The following is an 18,917-nucleotide window of genomic DNA, read 5'->3' on the forward strand; positions in this document are numbered from 1 at the left end:
GGGCGGCAATATGGCATTTGAAGGATTAGCCGACCGACTTCAACAGACAATGCAAAAAATCCGCGGCAAAGGAAAAGTTTCTGAAGCCGATGTGAAAGAAATGATGAGAGAAGTTCGTCTAGCTCTTTTAGAAGCGGATGTTAACTTTAAAGTAGTAAAAGATTTTGTAAAGCGTGTGTCTGAGCGTGCTGTCGGACAAGATGTAATGAAAAGTTTGACACCTGGACAACAAGTAATTAAAGTCGTACAGGAAGAACTTACAGGACTTATGGGCGGAGAGCAAAGCAAAATTGCTGTTGCTAATAAGCCACCGACTGTTATTATGATGGTTGGTCTGCAAGGTGCGGGTAAAACAACGACGACAGGTAAGCTTGCGAATTTGCTTCGTAAAAAGCATAATCGTAAACCGATGCTTGTTGCAGCGGATATTTACCGTCCAGCAGCGATTAAACAGCTTGAAACATTAGGGAAGCAATTGGACATGCCTGTTTTCTCTTTAGGAGATCAAGTAAGTCCTGTTGAAATTGCGAAACAAGCGATTGCAAAAGCAAAAGAAGATCATCACGATTATGTTTTAATCGATACGGCGGGTCGCCTGCATATTGATGAAGAACTAATGGATGAATTAGCGAAAGTTAAAGAAGTTGCGAAACCGGATGAAATTTTCCTTGTTGTCGATGCGATGACGGGACAAGACGCGGTAAATGTTGCACAAAGTTTCCATGAGCAGTTAGGGTTAACAGGTGTTGTATTAACGAAATTAGATGGTGACACGCGCGGTGGTGCGGCATTATCTATTAAGGCTGTAACAAACACACCAATTAAATTTGCTGGTATGGGTGAAAAACTAGATGCGATTGAAGAGTTCCATCCAGAACGTATGGCATCCCGTATTTTAGGGATGGGTGATGTCTTAACATTAATTGAAAAAGCGCAAGCTACAGTTGATGAAGAGAAAGCAAAAGAACTTGAGCAAAAAATGCGTACGCTTTCGTTTACGCTTGACGATTTCCTAGAACAACTTGGACAAGTGCGTCAACTTGGACCACTTGATGAATTGTTAGGAATGCTTCCTGGTGCAAATAAAATTAAAGGGCTGAAAAATGCGCAAGTTGATGAAAAACAAATTGGGCATATTGAGGCAATTATTCGTTCTATGACTAAATTAGAACGAGAACAACCGGAAATAATCAATGCTAGTCGTAAAAAGCGCATTGCCAAAGGTAGCGGTACAACAGTACAAGAAATCAATCGTCTAATCAAGCAGTTTGATGATATGAAAAAAATGATGAAGACGATGACGGGAATGCAAAAAGGTAAGAAAAAAGGACTAGGTGGATTGAAGTTTCCATTCATGTAAGGAAAAAAAGATGGCTCTGTTAAGAAAAAATACTTTACAAAGCAATAGTCTTTTTGCTAATATAATTATCTGTGTGAAATAAATTCGGAGGTGCTTTATAAATGGCAGTTAAAATTCGTTTAAAACGTATGGGAGCTAAAAAAACTCCTTTCTATCGTGTAGTTGTTGCAGATTCTCGTTCTCCTCGTGACGGACGTTTCATTGAGGAAATCGGTACTTACAATCCGGTTGCTCAACCAGCTGAAGTTAAGATCAACGAAGAAGCAGCATTAAAATGGTTAGGAAACGGTGCTAAACCATCTGATACAGTTCGTAACCTATTCTCTAACCAAGGTATCATGGAGAAATTCCACTTATCTAAACAAGGTAAGTAATTGAGGCAATGACTATGAAGAAGTTAGTCGAGACGATTGTCAAGCCTCTTGTCGATCATCCTGAAGATGTAAAAGTTACACAGGAACTTTACAACGGAGAGATAAAGTATCGATTAACTGTACATCCTGAGGATGTTGGAAAAGTCATTGGAAAGCAAGGGAAAGTTGCGAAAGCAATTCGAATGCTCTTGTATTCAGTGGGACATCATAATGATGAAAAAGTAACACTGGAAATTCAATAAACGTAAAAAGGGCGAGGAGTTATTTCCTCTCCCTTTTTTAACATTTAAAGAGAAACTGCATGTTCCGTATATGAAATGGAGATGCTTAATTTATATAGAAACCAGGGGTGACATACTATTTATGACAAAATGGTTTAACGTAGGGAAAATTGTAAATACTCATGGCGTAAGAGGAGAAATTCGTGTTATTTCTCGTACTGATTTTCCGGAAGAGCGATATAAGGTAGGAAACACGTTATACATATCGAATGAGAAAGGTACAGACTATCTTCCAGTGAAGGTAACTTCTCATCGTCAACATAAGACATTTGATTTATTAACATTTGAAGGATACAACAATGTAGATGAAGTAGAGAAGTTTAAAGGTTCTTTAATAAAAGTACCAGAAGAGCAGTTAGGCGAGCTAGCTGAAGGTGAATACTACTATCATGAAATTATTGGTTGCAACGTTGTAACGGAAGAAGGAGAAGCGTTAGGGACAATCAAAGAGATTCTATCCCCTGGTGCAAATGATGTTTGGGTGATTAAACGTCCAAAGGGCCAAGATCTTTTAATTCCTTACATTGATGACGTTGTGCTTCAAGTTAATATTGAAAATAAATTAGTAACCATTCATGTAATGGAAGGATTGCTATAATGAAAATTGACATTTTAACATTGTTTCCAGATATGTTTACAGGTGTGTTTGGGTCTTCAATTTTAAAGAAGGCTCAAGAAAAAGAAGCGGTAGAGCTTCGTGTTGTCAATTTCCGTGATTATACAACTAGTAAGCATAATAGTGTAGATGATTATCCGTATGGTGGGGGCGCTGGAATGGTATTAACCCCACAACCTATCTTTGATGCGGTGGAAGAGCTAACGAAGGAAACAGACCGTAAACCGAGAATCGTCTTAATGTGTCCACAAGGAGAGCGTTTCACGCAGAAGAAGGCAGAAGAGCTTGCTGGAGAAGAGCATGTTATTTTTGTATGTGGCCATTATGAAGGATACGATGAAAGAATTCGTGAACATCTTGTAACAGATGAGATTTCTATTGGTGATTACGTATTAACCGGTGGAGAATTAGCCTCTATGGTAGTTACTGATAGTGTTGTACGTCTTTTACCAGGAGTACTTGGGAATCAAACGTCACAAGTGGAAGACTCTTTTAGCACAGGTTTGTTAGAACACCCACATTATACACGTCCTGCTGATTTTCGTGGTATGAAGGTACCGGATGTACTAATGTCAGGAAATCATAAAAATATTGATGAATGGCGCCATAAAGAATCCTTGCGTCGTACGTACACACGTAGACCGGATTTATTGGAAGAACGAGAATTATCTAAGCAAGAAGAGAAATGGCTGGAACAGATAAAAGAAGACCAATAAGGGCTTGATATATTTTCTATTGCAACAGTCCTAGCAATATGCTATTATAACATTTGTGCTACTGAAATCAGTGGCCATATTAACGATGTTCCGCTGTAATTTAATAAGACTTTATAAGAGCATCTGTTTAAAGGAGAGAATTTAATATGCAACAATTAATCGCAGAAATTACAAAAGGCCAATTAAAAACTGACCTTCCTTCATTCCGTCCTGGAGACACTTTACGTGTACACGTAAAAGTAGTTGAGGGAACTCGTGAAAGAATTCAGCTTTTCGAAGGTGTTGTAATCAAACGTCGTGGTGGCGGAATCAGTGAAACATTCACAGTTCGTAAGATTTCTTACGGCGTAGGTGTTGAGCGTACATTCCCAGTTCACACGCCAAGAATCGCGAAAATCGAAGTACTTCGCCGTGGTAAAGTACGTCGTGCTAAGTTATACTACTTACGTAACCTTCGCGGTAAAAAAGCACGTATTAAAGAAATTCGATAAGACATGTATGGGAGCTTGTAAATACGCAAGCTCCCTTTTTCCAATCTATATGAAATTTTGATATAATACGAACAGCTTACATAACTGTGGAGGGGAAAAGCATGAAGAAAGAGAAGAGTTCACTTTGGGAATGGATTAAAGCAATTTTGATTGCCATTGTATTAGCGGGTGTAATTAGACAGTTTTTCTTTGCCCCAATTCTCGTAGATGGTGTATCGATGTCGCCGACTTTACATGACCGTGATCGAATGATTGTTAATAAAATTGGCTATCACATAGGTGATCCGAAGCGCTTTGATATTATTGTATTCCGAGCGACGGAAGAAAAAGATTATATTAAGCGTATTATTGGCCTACCAGGCGATGAAATCGAATACCGTAATGATAAACTATATGTTAACGGGAAACCTTATGAGGAGCCGTATTTAGATAAGCAGAAAAAACAACTTGCTGACGGACCGCTTACATATGATTTTACTCTTGAAGAAATGACAGGAAAGAAAACTGTTCCAGAAGGTCAATTATTTGTTTTAGGCGATAATCGTCGTTTTAGTAAAGATAGCCGCTCAATTGGTACAATTTCAATGGACCAAGTGATTGGTAAAGCAAATATGTTATATTGGCCGTTAAAAGATGCACGTATTGTGAAATAAAAGAAAAAGAAGGTGGCAACATGGTAATTCAATGGTTCCCGGGACATATGGCAAAGGCTAGACGCCAAGTAACCGAAAAATTAAAGTTAATTGATGTTGTAATTGAGCTTGTAGATGCTCGATTACCTTTATCATCTCGAAACCCAATGATTGATGAAATTATTACACATAAACCAAGACTTGTTGTTTTAAATAAAGCGGATATGGCGGATGACCGTCTAACGAAGCAGTGGATTGCATACTTTAAAGAAAAAGGTCATATGGCAATTTCAATTAACGCACAAGCTGGACAAGGGATGAAGGAAATTACAGCGGCTTGTAAAGTGTTGGTTAAAGAAAAATTTGACAAAATGGTTGCTAAAGGTATTAGACCGAGAGCAATTCGTGCATTAATTGTAGGTATACCGAATGTTGGTAAATCTACGTTAATTAATAAGTTGGCGAAGAAAAATATTGCTAAAACAGGAGATCGCCCAGGTGTGACAACAGCCCAACAATGGATTAAAGTTGGGAAAGAAATGGAACTGTTAGATACACCGGGTATTTTATGGCCTAAATTTGAAGATCAATTAGTGGGTCTTCGCTTAGCGACAACGGGTGCAATTAAAGATTCAATTTTAAATTTACAAGATGTAGCTGTTTACGCATTACGTTTTATGGAGAAACATTATCCAGAACGTTTGAAAGAGCGATATAATTTAAATGAGATTCCAGAAGATATCGTGGAGTTATTTGATGCAATCGGAAAAAACAGAGGTTGCTTAATGGGCGGCGGAATGATTGATTATGATAAAACATCTGAGCTTATACTTCGTGAACTTCGTGGTGGTAAACTTGGAAGAATGACGTTTGAGACACCAGAAGAATTTGCAGAGCAGGTAGAAGAAGTGGAAAAAGTAGAAGAAGTATAAGACGTGCGTTTGTGCGTCTTTTCTTTTTGGTTACGTTTAAAAGGGAGTGTACATATATGCAAAAAATGACTATTCAAGAAGCTGAATGTTTATTGCAAGAAATTATGAGTGAAGAGGATGAACATTTTCAACTGTTATTGAAAGATGAGCGAAAAGGTGTTCAAAAACTAATTTTGAAGTGGTATAAACAAAAAGAATTAGCACAAAAAGAAAGAGAAAAATTTTTAGAAATGTCAAAATATGAAAATGCGTTACGTGAAAAAGGTCTCACATACATTGCTGGCATTGATGAAGTGGGCCGAGGACCGTTAGCTGGACCGGTTGTGACGGCGGCTGTCATCCTCCCAGAAGATTTTTATATTCCAGGATTAAATGACTCAAAAAAATTAAGTGAAGCGAAGCGTGAGCGTTTTTATGATGAAATTAAAGACCATGCGATTGCGATTGGAGTTGGCATTGTATCACCACAAGTTATTGATGAAATAAATATTTATCAAGCAACGAAGCAAGCGATGTTAGATGCTGTTGCTAATTTATCATGTACACCAGAATATTTATTAATCGATGCGATGAAGCTTCCTACATCAATTCCGCAAACATCAATTATTAAAGGTGATGCGAAAAGTGTCTCTATTTCGGCTGCATCTATTATTGCGAAAGTGACGAGAGATCGTATGATGAAAGAATTAGGTGAAAAGTATCCTGCATATGGATTTGAACAACATATGGGATATGGGACGAAACAGCATTTAGAAGCGATTGAAGTGCATGGGGTATTAGAGGAACATCGGAAATCATTCGCACCAATTAAAGATATGATTCAAAAATAAGCTGTGAATATACAGCTTATTTTTTTATTTTGGTATATGAACATTATTATTTTCAAAAAAGAATAAAGCGATTTCAGTTTTCTGACACTTTATTGTAGACAGCGTGCCAATCATCTTATACAATGGCAATGTAATGTTTTTTCAACATTAAAAAACTTTTCGAGTAAAACAGGAAAACAGGGGAGGATGGGACCATGAATATCCATGAGTACCAAGGTAAGGCAGTCCTTAGAAGCTATGGGGTTAGCGTTCCGAACGGGAAGGTTGCATTTACAGTAGAAGAAGCTGTAGAAGCAGCGAAAGAATTAGGAACGGATGTATGTGTAGTTAAAGCACAAATTCACGCTGGTGGACGCGGCAAAGCTGGCGGAGTAAAAGTTGCGAAAAATTTAGAAGAAGTTCGTACATATGCGGAAAGCATTTTAGGAACTACACTTGTGACACATCAAACAGGTCCTGAAGGTAAGGAAGTAAAACGCTTACTTATCGAAGAAGGTTGCGATATTAAAAAAGAATATTATGTAGGTCTTGTATTAGATCGTGCAACTTCTCAAGTTGTTTTAATGGCATCTGAAGAAGGTGGAACAGAAATTGAAGAAGTAGCAGAAAAAACACCTGAAAAAATCTTTAAAGAATATATTGATCCAGCAGTAGGTTTACAAGGTTTCCAAGCGCGTCGAATCGCGTTTAACATCAATATTCCAAAAGAGCTTGTAGGACAAGCTGTGAAGTTTATGATGGGCTTATATAGTGCGTTTATCGAAAAAGATTGCTCTATCGCTGAGATTAATCCACTTGTTACAACAGGTGACGGTAAAGTAATGGCATTAGATGCAAAATTAAACTTTGATTCTAATGCGTTATATCGCCATAAAGACATTTTAGAACTTCGTGATCTTGATGAAGAAGATTCAAAAGAAATTGAAGCTTCTAAATATGACTTAAACTACATTCCTTTAGATGGAAATATCGGTTGTATGGTTAATGGTGCAGGTTTAGCAATGGCTACAATGGATATCATTAAACATTACCATGGTGACCCAGCTAACTTCTTAGATGTTGGTGGCGGCGCGACAGCTGAAAAAGTTACAGAAGCATTCAAAATTATCCTTTCTGATAAAAATGTAAAAGGTATCTTCGTTAACATTTTTGGTGGCATTATGAAGTGTGATGTTATCGCAGAAGGTGTTATTGAAGCAACGAAGCAAGTAGGTCTTGAGTTGCCTTTAGTTGTACGTCTTGAAGGTACAAACGTAGAGTTAGGTAAGAAAATTTTAAATGAGTCTGGTTTAAATATTGTTGCAGCAGAATCTATGGCAGACGGTGCACAAAAAATTGTTTCACTAGTGGGCTAATAGAAAGCGGGGGAGAAAAATGAGCGTATTAGTTAATAAAGATACAAAAGTTATTGTTCAAGGTATTACAGGTTCTCAAGGATTATTCCATACAAAACAAATGATTGAATACGGTACGAAAATTGTCGGTGGTGTAACACCAGGTAAAGGTGGCACTGATATTGAAGGTGTACCAGTATTTGATACAGTAGAAGATGCTGTGAAAGCAACAGGCGCAAACGCTTCAGTTGTATACGTTCCACCCGCTTTTGCGGCTGATGCAATTATGGAAGCTGTTGATGCAAAGATTGATTTAGTAGTATGTATTACTGAAGGAATCCCTGTATTAGATATGGTAAACGTTAAGAGATATATGGCGGGTAAACATACACGTTTACTTGGACCAAACTGCCCTGGTGTTATTACACCTGACGAATGTAAAATTGGTATTATGCCAGGATATATTCACAAAAAAGGTCATGTTGGTATCGTATCTCGCTCTGGTACATTAACGTATGAAGCTGTACATCAGTTAACACAAGAAGGTATTGGCCAATCTACTGCTGTAGGTATTGGTGGGGATCCTGTTAACGGTACAGACTTTATTGATGCGTTAAAAGCATTTAATGAAGATGAAGAAACGCATGCTGTAATTATGATTGGTGAAATTGGCGGTACGGCAGAAGAAGAGGCAGCTGAGTGGGTACAAGCTAATATGACAAAACCGGTTGTAGGCTTCATTGGTGGTCAAACAGCGCCAGAAGGAAAACGTATGGGCCATGCTGGGGCAATCATTTCTGGGGGCAAAGGAACTGCTGCTGAAAAGATTAAAACCATGGAAGCTTGCGGTATTAAAGTAGCAGAAACACCAGCTGTTATGGGTGAAACATTAATCTCTGTTTTAAAAGAAAAGGGATTATTTGAGACTTGTAAAAACTACTAATCTTTTTGAAAGGCACCTCCTTGTTTGAGGTGCCTTTTTACACTTTTTTCTGTTTACATAATAAAAATTATGGGTAAGGAGAATTAAGATGAAAAGAGAACGATTATTGCACCTTCATTACATATTGGCAGATCATTGGAAGGCAATGGAGAGGCTACTATATGTTGATCCAGAACTGAAGGGAATATACACTTATAGTCCGAATCAGTTTGAGTATTACACTGGAATATCCTCGGAAAAATCTTTAGAACTAGTAAATTTTCTTCAAATTTCAAATCTCCAACAATATGTATCCCAGTTAGAAAAAAAGAGAATATTTTATATAACAATATGGGATAAGGACTATCCACAATTACTGCGAGAAATACAAGATCCCCCTTTTGTTTTATACGGAAAAGGAGAAAGAGGTTTTCTGAATAAAGTGAATAAATTGGCAATTGTTGGAACGAGAGAGCCGTCTTTATATGGAAAGGAGAGTATGAGGTTTATCTTACACCCTTTACTTGAAAAAGAATGGCTTATTGTTAGTGGATTTGCAAGAGGGATAGATACAATTGCTCACGAAGTTACGGTAAGGCAGCATTGCCCGACTATTGCAATATTAGGACACGGATTATCTTATATGTATCCAAAGGAGAATAGAGGTTTATATGAAACGTGGAAAGACTATATATTGTTATTGACAGAGTATCCGCCGCATTATGCGCCGAAAAAATGGTATTTTCCAAAAAGAAATCGAATTATTAGCGGTATAAGTAAAGGTGTTTTAGTTGTAGAAGCAAAAGCGAGAAGTGGATCCCTTATTACTGCAGACCTTGCATTAGAACAAAATAGAGAGGTGTTTGCACTTCCTGGTCCTATATTTATAGAGAGTGCAGCCGGAACGAATCATCTAATTCAACAAGGCGCAAAGCTAGTAAGAAATACAAAGGATATCCTTGAAGAAATTTTAAATTAACCTTATATTTTTATGTTTTTATTAAACAATTATTGACAAATGGTAGATTGTCGCTGTATGGTATATTCATTCTTGATTGACAAAAACAAGAGAAATCAATAAGATTGATGAAGACTTGAATCCACCTCTTAAGGAGGCACTAGCATGTCAGATTACCTTGTAATCGTGGAGTCGCCTTCTAAGGCGAAGACCATTGAAAAATATTTAGGGAAAAAATACAAAGTCGTCGCGTCCATGGGACATGTCCGCGATTTACCTAAAAGCCAAATGGGGATAGAAGTAAAGAATAACTTCACCCCGAAGTATATTACCATTCGTGGTAAGGGTCCCGTTTTAAAAGATTTAAAATCAGCGGCAAAAAAAGCAAAGAAAGTCTATCTCGCGGCCGATCCGGATCGTGAAGGAGAAGCAATTGCTTGGCATTTAGCAAATACGTTAAATGTGGACGTTGAATCAGATTGCCGAGTTGTATTTAATGAGATTACAAAAGATGCAATAAAAGAATCATTTAAATACCCTCGTGCAATTAATATGGATTTAGTAGATGCACAACAGGCAAGGCGTATACTCGATCGTCTTGTTGGCTACAATATTAGTCCTTTATTATGGAAGAAAGTAAAAAAAGGATTAAGTGCAGGACGCGTACAATCTGTAGCAGTTCGTTTAATCATCGAACGTGAAAGAGAAATTCAAAGCTTTGAACCTGAAGAATTCTGGACAATTAAAACAGAATTTGTGAAAGGGAAAGACACATTTGAAGCAAGCTTTTACGGTGTAGATGGTGAAAAAGTTCAATTAACGAACGAAGCACAAGTGAACGAAATAATCGAAAAGATGAAAGACAATGCGTTTTCGGTTGAAAATGTAACGCGAAAAGAGCGAAAGCGTAATCCTGCATTACCGTTTACAACATCTTCCTTACAACAAGAGGCAGCGCGTAAGTTAAATATGCGAGCAAAGAAAACAATGATGCTTGCACAGCAACTGTATGAAGGGATAGATCTTGGAAAACAAGGGACTGTAGGTCTTATTACGTATATGAGAACCGATTCAACACGTATCTCAGAAACAGCTCAAACAGAGGCTCGTAATTACATTACTGAGGCGTTTGGTGCGGAATACATAGGAACAGAGAAGAAGAAAGAAACGAAAAAGTCGAAAGCACAAGATGCGCATGAGGCGATTCGTCCTACTTCGGTAATGAGAAAGCCAGAGGAACTAAAAAGTTTCTTAAGTCGTGATCAACTCCGTTTGTATAAACTGATTTGGGAGCGATTTGTTGCAAGTCAAATGGCATCTGCTATAATGGATACTGTTACAGCGAGACTCATTAATAACAATGTTCAGTTCCGTGCAAGTGGATCAGTTGTAAAGTTCCCAGGATTTATGAAAGTGTACGTAGAGTCGAAAGATGATGGTGCGGAAGAAAAGGATAAGATGTTGCCACCGTTAGAAGTAGGTGAAACTGTATTTTCAAAAGATATAGAACCGAAGCAACATTACACACAGCCTCCGCCGCGTTATACAGAGGCTCGTCTAGTAAGGACACTTGAAGAGCTTGGAATTGGGAGACCGTCTACTTATGTACCGACACTTGAAACAATCCAAAAACGTGGATACGTTGCTTTAGATAATAAACGCTTCGTTCCGACTGAGCTTGGTGGAATAGTAATCGAACTTATTTTAGAGTTTTTCCCAGAGATTATTAACATTGAATTTACTGCCAATATGGAGCAAAGCCTTGATGAAGTAGAAGAAGGAAATGCGAATTGGGTGAAAATTGTTGATGATTTCTACGTAGGATTTGAACCGCGCTTAGAAAAAGCGGAAAAAGAAATGCGTGAAGTGGAAATTAAAGATGAACCAGCTGGGGAAGACTGTGAATTATGTAGTCACCCGATGGTCTTTAAAATGGGTAAATATGGGAAGTTTATGGCTTGTTCAAATTTCCCGGAATGTCGTAATACAAAACCGATTGTAAAAGAAATCGGTGTTACTTGTCCGAAGTGTGATAAAGGACAAATTATTGAACGCCGTAGTAATAAAAAGAAACGTCTTTTCTACGGATGCGGTACGTATCCAGAATGTGACTTTGTATCTTGGGATAAGCCGATTGGTCGTAAATGTCCGAAGTGTGAAGGTATGCTCGTAGAGAAAAAGTTGAAAAAAGGCGTGCAAGTACAATGTATTTCGTGTGATTATGAAGAAGAACAACAAATGTGAGCGTAACTGCTCACATTTTTTTCGGGAAGAAAAGGAAAGGTGATATATATGACAACACAAGTAGTAAACGTTATTGGCGCAGGTCTTGCAGGAAGCGAAGCAGCTTATCAAATTGCAAAACGTGGTGTCCAAGTAAAATTATATGAAATGAGACCAGTGCGACAAACACCAGCTCATCATACAGATAAATTTGCTGAATTAGTATGTAGTAACTCACTACGCGCAAACACATTAACAAATGCTGTTGGTGTTATTAAAGAAGAAATGCGCCTAATGGATTCTGTCATTATTCGTGCAGCTGATGAGTGCTCTGTACCAGCAGGAGGTGCTTTAGCTGTAGACCGTCATGAATTCGCGGCGAAAGTGACTGAATATGTGAAAAATCATCCGAACGTAACTGTAATGAATGAGGAAATCACTGAAATTCCAGAGGGACCAACTGTTATTGCGACAGGTCCACTTACGTCTCCAGATCTTTCTGCACAATTAAAAAAACTAACAGGTGAAGATTATTTTTATTTCTATGATGCTGCAGCGCCAATCGTTGAGAAGGACAGCATTGATATGAATAAAGTATATTTAAAATCTCGTTATGATAAAGGTGAAGCGGCATATTTAAACTGTCCAATGACAGAAGAAGAGTTCGATCGCTTTTATGAGGCTTTAATTGCTGCTGAGACAGTGCCTTTAAAAGAATTTGAAAAAGAAATTTTCTTTGAAGGTTGTATGCCAGTAGAAGTTATGGCAAGTAGAGGAAGACAGACGTTAGTATTTGGACCGATGAAGCCTGTTGGGTTAGAAGATCCGAAAACAGGGAAAACACCATATGCGGTTGTTCAGTTACGTCAAGATGATGCGGCAGGAACATTATACAATATTGTAGGCTTCCAAACACATTTAAAGTGGGGGCCACAAAAAGAAGTGTTACAGCTAATTCCAGGACTAGAAAACGCAGAGATTGTACGTTATGGTGTAATGCATCGTAATACGTTTATTAATTCGCCTAATTTGCTTCGTCCAACATATCAATATAAACAACGCGATGATTTATTCTTCGCTGGTCAAATGACTGGGGTAGAGGGTTATGTTGAATCAGCAGCATCAGGATTATTAGCGGGTATTAACGCTGCTCGACTTGTACAAGGTGAAGAGCCAGTTGTATTACCACCTGTAACTGCAATGGGAAGTATGGCAAATTATATTACTGCGACAAATGCAAAAAACTTCCAGCCAATGAATGCAAACTTCGGTTTATTTGCACCGTTAGAGAAGAAAATTAAAAAGAAACAAGAGCGAAATGAAGCATATGCTACACGCGCTTTAGAAACAATTCAAAATTTTGTAAATATTTAATTAAATTTCTTGCAAAGGCTACTAAGTTGTGATACGATTTAGTAGCCTTTATTGAGGTGAGTTATATGGATGTGAATGTGAAGAAATTGTTACAATTATTCGTTGGATATTTACAAATTGAAAGAAATTATTCAAAATATACAATTGCAAGTTATCAAAATGATTTAGAACATTTTGTGCAATTTATGGAGCGAGAAGGCATATCCTCTTTTTTAGATGTTACATACGCGGATGTTCGTTTATACTTGACGACGTTGCACGATGAAAAGTTAGCCCGTAAATCTGTCGCAAGGAAAGTATCAAGCTTAAGAAGTTTATATCGTTTTTTGATGCGTGAAGGTTATCAAAAAGATAATCCGTTTGCACTTGCGTCACTCCCCAAGAAAGAATTGTCAATCCCAAAGTTTTTATATGCTGAAGAGTTAGAGGAATTGTTTGAAGTTTCTGATACAGAGACGCCATTAGGTCAAAGGAATCAAGCTTTATTAGAGTTAATGTATGCAACTGGGATTCGTGTAAGCGAATGCGTTAATTTGCAACTTACCGACATTGACTTTGCAGTGGGAACAATTTTAGTGATGGGAAAAGGGAAAAAACAAAGATATATTCCGTTCGGAAGCTATGCACAAGATGCTTTAATTACTTATATAGAGAACGGGAGAAAACAGTTAGCTCAAAAGACTGAAGAACAATCTCATATGGTATTTTTAAATGCGAAAGGTAAGCCGTTAACAGATCAGGGTGTACGTTATGTTTTGAACGAACTCATTAAGAAGGCTTCACTTACAATGCGGATAAATCCCCATATGTTAAGGCATACATTTGCTACACATATGTTGGATGAAGGAGCGGATTTACGTACTGTGCAGGAGCTATTAGGTCATGAGAATTTGTCGACGACACAAATTTATACGCATGTCTCTAAAGAAAGATTGCGTTCTGTGTACATGAAGCATCACCCGCGGGCATAAATTGCTTTTAAAGCTATAAAAACATATAAAGGAGTTTTTTCTATGGGAAATTTCCACGCTACAACGATATTTGCAGTTCATCATAATGGAGAATGTGCAATGGCTGGAGATGGTCAGGTAACGATGGGGAATGCTGTTGTAATGAAACATACAGCTCGCAAAGTTCGCAAACTTTTCCAAGGGAAAGTTTTAGCTGGTTTTGCAGGCTCAGTTGCTGATGCATTTACTCTTTTTGAAATGTTTGAAGGAAAATTAGAAGAGTATAATGGCAACTTGCAGCGCGCTGCAGTTGAGATGGCGAAACAATGGCGTGGTGATAAAATGTTACGTCAGCTAGAAGCAATGCTCATTGTCATGGATAAAACAACGATGCTCCTTGTTTCAGGTACAGGAGAAGTAATTGAACCAGATGATGGTATTTTAGCAATTGGTTCAGGTGGACATTATGCACTTGCTGCTGGTCGTGCTTTAAAGCAACATGCAAGTGAACATTTAACAGCGAAACAAATTGCGAATGCCAGTTTAGAAATTGCAGGCGATATTTGTGTTTATACGAACCACAACATAGTTGTTGAAGAATTGTAGAATCGTAAGGGAGGCATTTTATATGCATTTACATTTTACTCCGCGTCAAATTGTGGAAAAATTAGATCAATACATCATCGGTCAAAAAGATGCAAAGAAAGCGGTTGCTGTAGCTCTACGAAATCGATACCGTCGCAGTAAATTAGCTGAAAATTTACGTGATGAAATTGCACCTAAAAACATTTTAATGATTGGACCGACAGGTGTTGGTAAAACAGAGGTAGCACGGCGAATGGCGAAACTCGTTGGAGCACCTTTTATTAAGGTTGAAGCGACGAAATTTACAGAAGTTGGATATGTGGGTCGAGATGTAGAGTCGATGGTCCGCGATCTTGTTGAAACATCCGTTCGTATCGTGAAAGAGGAAATGGTAGTTAAAGTTCAAGATAAAGCGGAAGAGCAAGCGAATCAACGTCTTGTTGAAATTTTAGTGCCGAGTCCGGAGAAACAATCTGGATTTAAAAATCCATTAGAAATGCTTTTTGGTGGTACTCAAAATTCAAACCAAACATCTGATGCACAGGAAGATGTTGAAATCGAAAAGAAACGTCAAGATGTGGAAAGAAAGCTTGCGGCAGGCCTTCTTGAAGATGAAGTGGTATCGATCGAAGTGACGGAACAACAGTCTTCTATGTTTGATATGTTGCAAGGAACTGGCATGGAGCAAATGGGAATGAATTTCCAAGATGCACTAGGAAGTATCATGCCGAAAAAAACGAAAAAACGTAAACTTTCTGTAAAAGAAGCAAGAAAACTCTTGACAAATGAAGAGGCACAGCGCTTAATTGATATGGATGAAGTTACACAAGAGGCTGTTTATCGTGCTGAACAGCTCGGGATTATTTTTATCGATGAAATTGACAAAATTGCTGGTAAGCAGTCGAATAGCGTAGATGTATCGCGTGAAGGTGTGCAACGTGACATTTTACCGATTGTAGAAGGATCGAATGTTGCAACAAAATACGGATCAGTAAAAACGGATTATATTTTATTTGTTGCAGCTGGAGCGTTCCATATGTCTAAACCGTCGGATTTAATTCCGGAATTGCAAGGGAGATTTCCGATTCGAGTAGAGTTAACAAAATTATCAGTAGATGATTTTGTTAAAATATTAATCGAACCTGACAATGCGTTAATTAAACAATATATGGCATTATTAGCGACTGAAGGTATAGAAATTGAATTTTCAGACGAAGCTATTCGTAAGATTGCTGAGATTGCTTATCAAGTTAATCAGGATACAGATAATATTGGAGCGAGAAGACTCCATACTATTATGGAGAAGCTCCTTGAAGATTTATCGTTTGAAGCATCTGAAATTACGTTAGAGAAAATAACGATAACACCTCAATATGTTGAGGAAAAATTAGCGACAATTGCTAAAAATAAAGATGTGAGCCAGTTTATTTTGTAATAGTGTCATCAGGTGACTCGCCCTAGTTTCCAAGTGATGAAAAAATATGTAAGTAACATGTAGGAGGAACTTTTGAAATGGAATTATTAGCAAAAACGAGAAAATTAAATGCGTTATTACAGAGCGCAGCAGGAAAGCCTGTAAACTTTAGAGAGATGTCTGACACAATGTGTGAAGTAATTGAAGCGAACGTGTTCGTTGTAAGTCGTCGCGGTAAATTATTAGGATATGCGATTCACCAACAAATCGAGAACGAACGCATGAAGCAAATGCTTGCAGAGCGTCAATTCCCAGAAGAGTACACACAAAGCTTATTCAACATTACAGAAACATCTTCTAACTTAGATGTGAACAGTGCTTACACAGCATTCCCAGTAGAAAATAGAGAATTATTCGGTCAAGGTTTAACTACAATCGTACCAATCGTTGGTGGCGGTGAGCGCCTAGGTACACTAGTCTTAGCTCGTCTGGGTCAAGAGTTCTTAGACGATGATTTGATTCTTGCTGAATACAGCTCAACTGTTGTAGGTATGGAAATCTTACGTGAAAAAGCAGAGGAAATCGAAGAGGAAGCACGTAGTAAAGCTGTTGTTCAAATGGCGATTAGCTCATTATCTTACAGTGAGTTAGAAGCAATCGAGCATATCTTCGAAGAATTAAATGGAACAGAAGGTTTACTTGTTGCAAGTAAAATTGCTGATCGCGTAGGAATTACTCGTTCTGTAATCGTAAATGCACTACGTAAATTAGAAAGTGCTGGTGTTATTGAGTCTCGCTCTTTAGGTATGAAAGGAACATACATTAAAGTGCTAAACGACAAGTTTCTACAGGAACTTGCTAAATTAAAAACAAACTAATTTATAAAAAACTCTCCTCGGTTGAGGAGAGTTTTTTGTTTTTTAAGAGAATGATTTTGCTTACGTAAGGCGTCATGACAACGTGCATTAGAAAACTATTAATTAACCTTCAATTCCTTGCTTAAAGGAATTGAAGGTTGGTAATACTAGAATTTGAGCGTGAAAAAAAGAAAGTTTTACATTGTTCGCATTTTCGACTTGATTGTAATATTTCAGTATGATATAGTAAGCAGTGGTGTCAGTACAAAGTACACACGTTTACTGATTTAAGTGTTGGTGCTACGTTCGTAGTTTCGCTTAGAGATGAAGTAAACGGAGGATATCAAAAACCATTTAGGAGGAACTAAATTATGTCAGTAATTTCTATGAAGCAATTGCTTGAAGCTGGTGTTCATTTCGGACATCAAACTCGTCGTTGGAACCCAAAAATGAAGCGTTACATTTTCACAGAGCGTAACGGTATCTACATCATCGACTTACAAAAAACTGTGAAAAAAGTTGAGGAAGCTTACAGAACGATGCGTGACATCGCTGCTGAAGGTGGAGACATTTTATTCGTAGGTACTAAAAAACAAGCACAAGAAGCTATTAAAGAAGAAGCAACTCGTGCTGGTATGTACTTCGTTAACCAACGTTGGTTAGGTGGAACTTTAACAAACTTCCAAACAATCCAAAAGCGTATCAAGCGTCTTAAAGACATCGAAAGAATGCAAGAAGATGGTACTTTCGAAGTACTTCCTAAGAAAGAAGTTGTTCAACTTAAAAAAGAGTTAGAGCGTCTTGAGAAATTCTTAGGCGGTATTAAAGATATGAAAGGTCTTCCAAGTGCATTATTCGTAGTAGACCCTCGTAAAGAGCGTATTGCAGTTGCTGAAGCACGCAAATTACACATTCCAATCATCGGTATCGTTGATACAAACTGTGATCCAGACGAAATCGATCACGTTATCCCAGCAAACGATGATGCAATTCGTGCTGTAAAACTTCTTACATCTAAAATGGCAGACGCGATCCTTGAAGCAAAACAAGGTGAAGAAACTGTTACTGCGTAACAAATTTGGAAAGGTGATAAGGGGTTCGGCCTTTTATCACCTTTTTTAAGGTATAAACACCTTTATAAAAGGTATAAATACATATTTTAGGAGGATGAAAAATATGGCAATCACTGCACAAATGGTAAAAGAACTTCGTGAAAAAACTGGCGCAGGTATGATGGACTGCAAAAAAGCTTTAACAGAAACTAACGGCGACATGGAGAAAGCAATTGACTTCTTACGTGAAAAAGGTATTGCGAAAGCTGCTAAAAAAGCAGACCGCATCGCTGCTGAAGGTTTAACTTTCATCGAAACAAACGGTAACGACGGTTTAATCTTAGAATTAAACTCTGAAACTGATTTCGTTGCGAAAAACGAAGGTTTCCAAGCTTTAATTAAAGAATTAGCTGCTCACTTATTAGCTAACAAACCAGCTAACGTTGAAGAAGCTATGGCTCAAACAATTGAAGGTGGCAAAACAGTAGAAGAGCACATCAATGAAGCAATCGCTAAAATTGGTGAAAAACTTACACTTCGTCGTTTCGAAATCGTATCAAAAACTGATGCAGATGCATTCGGTGCTTACCTACACATGGGTGGACGCATTGGTGTATTAACAGTTCTTGAAGGTTCTACTGACGAAGCAGCTGCTAAAGATGTAGCAATGCACATTGCAGCAGTTAACCCTAAATACATCGACCGCGATGCTGTAACAGCTGAAGAAGTTGAGCATGAGCGTCAAGTATTAACACAACAAGCTTTAAACGAAGGCAAGCCTGAAAAAATCGTTGCAAAAATGGTAGAAGGCCGTCTTGGCAAATTCTTTGAAGAGATTTGCTTACTTGACCAAGCATTCGTTAAAAACCCTGATATGAAAGTTCGTCAATTCGTTGAGTCTAAAGGCGGAACATTAAAAGGATTCGTTCGCTACGCTGTTGGTGAAGGTATCGAAAAACGCGAAGACAACTTTGCTGAAGAAGTAATGAACCAAGTAAAAGGTAACAACTAATACA

20 protein-coding genes are annotated in these 18,917 nt (G+C 37.9%); all 20 read left to right on the top strand.

All coding sequences use genetic code 11. From position 1 onward, the window contains the following. Positions 1-10 precede the first annotated feature (10 nt). The 20 genes from ffh to tsf all read left to right on the top strand — a co-directional run bounded on the left by ffh (position 11) and on the right by tsf (position 18,913). Positions 11-1,360 carry a signal recognition particle protein gene (gene ffh, locus BAU28_RS13935; RefSeq protein ID WP_071718851.1) on the top strand — a complete coding sequence of 450 codons (1,350 nt, stop codon included), beginning with the start codon at positions 11-13 and terminating at the stop codon, positions 1,358-1,360. A 101-nt stretch (positions 1,361-1,461) separates the two neighbouring features. Then, positions 1,462-1,734 (top strand): 30S ribosomal protein S16, encoded by a 273-nt coding sequence (rpsP, locus tag BAU28_RS13940; protein WP_000268750.1) that lies wholly within the window; start codon positions 1,462-1,464, stop codon positions 1,732-1,734. 14 nt (positions 1,735-1,748) lie between these two features. After that, positions 1,749-1,976 carry a KH domain-containing protein gene (locus BAU28_RS13945; protein WP_000737397.1) on the top strand — a complete coding sequence of 76 codons (228 nt, stop codon included), beginning with the start codon at positions 1,749-1,751 and terminating at the stop codon, positions 1,974-1,976. A gap of 121 nt (positions 1,977-2,097) precedes the next feature. After that, entirely contained in the window at positions 2,098-2,613 is a 516-nt protein-coding gene (rimM, locus tag BAU28_RS13950) for a ribosome maturation factor RimM (protein WP_071718852.1), read from the top strand. Continuing rightward, entirely contained in the window at positions 2,613-3,347 is a 735-nt protein-coding gene (trmD, locus tag BAU28_RS13955) for a tRNA (guanosine(37)-N1)-methyltransferase TrmD (protein WP_002173104.1), read from the top strand. Before rimM ends, trmD begins: the two co-directional genes overlap by 1 nt. 146 nt (positions 3,348-3,493) lie before the next feature. After that, a complete protein-coding gene (gene rplS, locus BAU28_RS13960) occupies positions 3,494-3,838 on the top strand; it encodes a 50S ribosomal protein L19 (RefSeq protein ID WP_001186516.1) in 345 nt (114 codons plus the stop codon). A 101-nt stretch (positions 3,839-3,939) separates the two neighbouring features. Next, a complete protein-coding gene (gene lepB, locus BAU28_RS13965) occupies positions 3,940-4,491 on the top strand; it encodes a signal peptidase I (protein ID WP_025148333.1) in 552 nt (183 codons plus the stop codon). Positions 4,492-4,511: 20 nt separating this feature from the next. Continuing rightward, the gene (ylqF, locus tag BAU28_RS13970; protein WP_002173102.1) at positions 4,512-5,402 is read left to right on the top strand and encodes a ribosome biogenesis GTPase YlqF; all 891 of its coding nucleotides are present in this window, start codon (positions 4,512-4,514) and stop codon (positions 5,400-5,402) included. A 56-nt stretch (positions 5,403-5,458) separates the two neighbouring features. Then, positions 5,459-6,232: a ribonuclease HII gene (locus tag BAU28_RS13975; protein ID WP_071718853.1), complete on the top strand. Its 774-nt coding sequence runs from the start codon at positions 5,459-5,461 to the stop codon at positions 6,230-6,232. A gap of 194 nt (positions 6,233-6,426) precedes the next feature. Beyond that, positions 6,427-7,587: an ADP-forming succinate--CoA ligase subunit beta gene (sucC, locus tag BAU28_RS13980; protein WP_002173100.1), complete on the top strand. Its 1,161-nt coding sequence runs from the start codon at positions 6,427-6,429 to the stop codon at positions 7,585-7,587. 19 nt (positions 7,588-7,606) lie between these two features. After that, positions 7,607-8,509, top strand: a complete 903-nt coding sequence (gene sucD, locus BAU28_RS13985; RefSeq protein ID WP_000115186.1) for a succinate--CoA ligase subunit alpha — start codon at positions 7,607-7,609, stop codon at positions 8,507-8,509. A gap of 88 nt (positions 8,510-8,597) precedes the next feature. Continuing rightward, the gene (dprA, locus tag BAU28_RS13990) at positions 8,598-9,467 is read left to right on the top strand and encodes a DNA-processing protein DprA (protein WP_071718854.1); all 870 of its coding nucleotides are present in this window, start codon (positions 8,598-8,600) and stop codon (positions 9,465-9,467) included. A gap of 144 nt (positions 9,468-9,611) precedes the next feature. Continuing rightward, on the top strand, positions 9,612-11,690 hold the full coding sequence (gene topA, locus BAU28_RS13995; protein WP_002173098.1) for a type I DNA topoisomerase: 2,079 nt from the start codon (positions 9,612-9,614) through the stop codon (positions 11,688-11,690). 48 nt (positions 11,691-11,738) lie between these two features. After that, the gene (gene trmFO, locus BAU28_RS14000; protein ID WP_071718855.1) at positions 11,739-13,043 is read left to right on the top strand and encodes an FADH(2)-oxidizing methylenetetrahydrofolate--tRNA-(uracil(54)-C(5))-methyltransferase TrmFO; all 1,305 of its coding nucleotides are present in this window, start codon (positions 11,739-11,741) and stop codon (positions 13,041-13,043) included. A 71-nt stretch (positions 13,044-13,114) separates the two neighbouring features. After that, a complete protein-coding gene (gene xerC / locus BAU28_RS14005; RefSeq protein WP_082147959.1) occupies positions 13,115-14,014 on the top strand; it encodes a tyrosine recombinase XerC in 900 nt (299 codons plus the stop codon). 42 nt (positions 14,015-14,056) lie between these two features. After that, entirely contained in the window at positions 14,057-14,599 is a 543-nt protein-coding gene (hslV, locus tag BAU28_RS14010) for an ATP-dependent protease proteolytic subunit HslV (protein WP_071718856.1), read from the top strand. 22 nt (positions 14,600-14,621) lie between these two features. Further along, positions 14,622-16,013, top strand: a complete 1,392-nt coding sequence (gene hslU / locus BAU28_RS14015; RefSeq protein ID WP_002173094.1) for an ATP-dependent protease ATPase subunit HslU — start codon at positions 14,622-14,624, stop codon at positions 16,011-16,013. Between the two features lie 77 nt (positions 16,014-16,090). Further along, complete coding sequence (gene codY, locus BAU28_RS14020; protein WP_000421290.1) at positions 16,091-16,870, top strand: GTP-sensing pleiotropic transcriptional regulator CodY; 780 nt, start codon at positions 16,091-16,093, stop codon at positions 16,868-16,870. 350 nt (positions 16,871-17,220) lie between these two features. After that, complete coding sequence (gene rpsB, locus BAU28_RS14025) at positions 17,221-17,922, top strand: 30S ribosomal protein S2 (protein WP_000111485.1); 702 nt, start codon at positions 17,221-17,223, stop codon at positions 17,920-17,922. Between the two features lie 103 nt (positions 17,923-18,025). Next, positions 18,026-18,913 carry a translation elongation factor Ts gene (gene tsf, locus BAU28_RS14030; protein WP_001018579.1) on the top strand — a complete coding sequence of 296 codons (888 nt, stop codon included), beginning with the start codon at positions 18,026-18,028 and terminating at the stop codon, positions 18,911-18,913. The last annotated feature ends 4 nt before the right edge of the window (positions 18,914-18,917 follow it).

This window comes from Bacillus paramycoides, from assembly GCF_001884235.1.
Taxonomy (GTDB): Bacteria; Bacillota; Bacilli; order Bacillales; family Bacillaceae_G; genus Bacillus_A; species Bacillus_A paramycoides.

What these genes read in the sequence shown, in the direction of transcription:
- lepB (WP_025148333.1), top strand. Translation starts at nt 3,940, where the DNA reads ATGAAGAAAGAGAAGAGTTCACTTTGGGAATGGATTAAAGCAATTTTG.
- hslV (WP_071718856.1), top strand. Translation starts at nt 14,057, where the DNA reads ATGGGAAATTTCCACGCTACAACGATATTTGCAGTTCATCATAATGGA.
- rpsP (WP_000268750.1), top strand. Translation starts at nt 1,462, where the DNA reads ATGGCAGTTAAAATTCGTTTAAAACGTATGGGAGCTAAAAAAACTCCT.
- trmFO (WP_071718855.1), top strand. Translation starts at nt 11,739, where the DNA reads ATGACAACACAAGTAGTAAACGTTATTGGCGCAGGTCTTGCAGGAAGC.
- rpsB (WP_000111485.1), top strand. Translation starts at nt 17,221, where the DNA reads ATGTCAGTAATTTCTATGAAGCAATTGCTTGAAGCTGGTGTTCATTTC.
- codY (WP_000421290.1), top strand. Translation starts at nt 16,091, where the DNA reads ATGGAATTATTAGCAAAAACGAGAAAATTAAATGCGTTATTACAGAGC.
- ffh (WP_071718851.1), top strand. Translation starts at nt 11, where the DNA reads ATGGCATTTGAAGGATTAGCCGACCGACTTCAACAGACAATGCAAAAA.
- rplS (WP_001186516.1), top strand. Translation starts at nt 3,494, where the DNA reads ATGCAACAATTAATCGCAGAAATTACAAAAGGCCAATTAAAAACTGAC.
- trmD (WP_002173104.1), top strand. Translation starts at nt 2,613, where the DNA reads ATGAAAATTGACATTTTAACATTGTTTCCAGATATGTTTACAGGTGTG.
- sucD (WP_000115186.1), top strand. Translation starts at nt 7,607, where the DNA reads ATGAGCGTATTAGTTAATAAAGATACAAAAGTTATTGTTCAAGGTATT.
- rimM (WP_071718852.1), top strand. Translation starts at nt 2,098, where the DNA reads ATGACAAAATGGTTTAACGTAGGGAAAATTGTAAATACTCATGGCGTA.
- dprA (WP_071718854.1), top strand. Translation starts at nt 8,598, where the DNA reads ATGAAAAGAGAACGATTATTGCACCTTCATTACATATTGGCAGATCAT.
- topA (WP_002173098.1), top strand. Translation starts at nt 9,612, where the DNA reads ATGTCAGATTACCTTGTAATCGTGGAGTCGCCTTCTAAGGCGAAGACC.
- BAU28_RS13975 (WP_071718853.1), top strand. Translation starts at nt 5,459, where the DNA reads ATGCAAAAAATGACTATTCAAGAAGCTGAATGTTTATTGCAAGAAATT.
- hslU (WP_002173094.1), top strand. Translation starts at nt 14,622, where the DNA reads ATGCATTTACATTTTACTCCGCGTCAAATTGTGGAAAAATTAGATCAA.
- BAU28_RS13945 (WP_000737397.1), top strand. Translation starts at nt 1,749, where the DNA reads ATGAAGAAGTTAGTCGAGACGATTGTCAAGCCTCTTGTCGATCATCCT.
- tsf (WP_001018579.1), top strand. Translation starts at nt 18,026, where the DNA reads ATGGCAATCACTGCACAAATGGTAAAAGAACTTCGTGAAAAAACTGGC.
- sucC (WP_002173100.1), top strand. Translation starts at nt 6,427, where the DNA reads ATGAATATCCATGAGTACCAAGGTAAGGCAGTCCTTAGAAGCTATGGG.
- ylqF (WP_002173102.1), top strand. Translation starts at nt 4,512, where the DNA reads ATGGTAATTCAATGGTTCCCGGGACATATGGCAAAGGCTAGACGCCAA.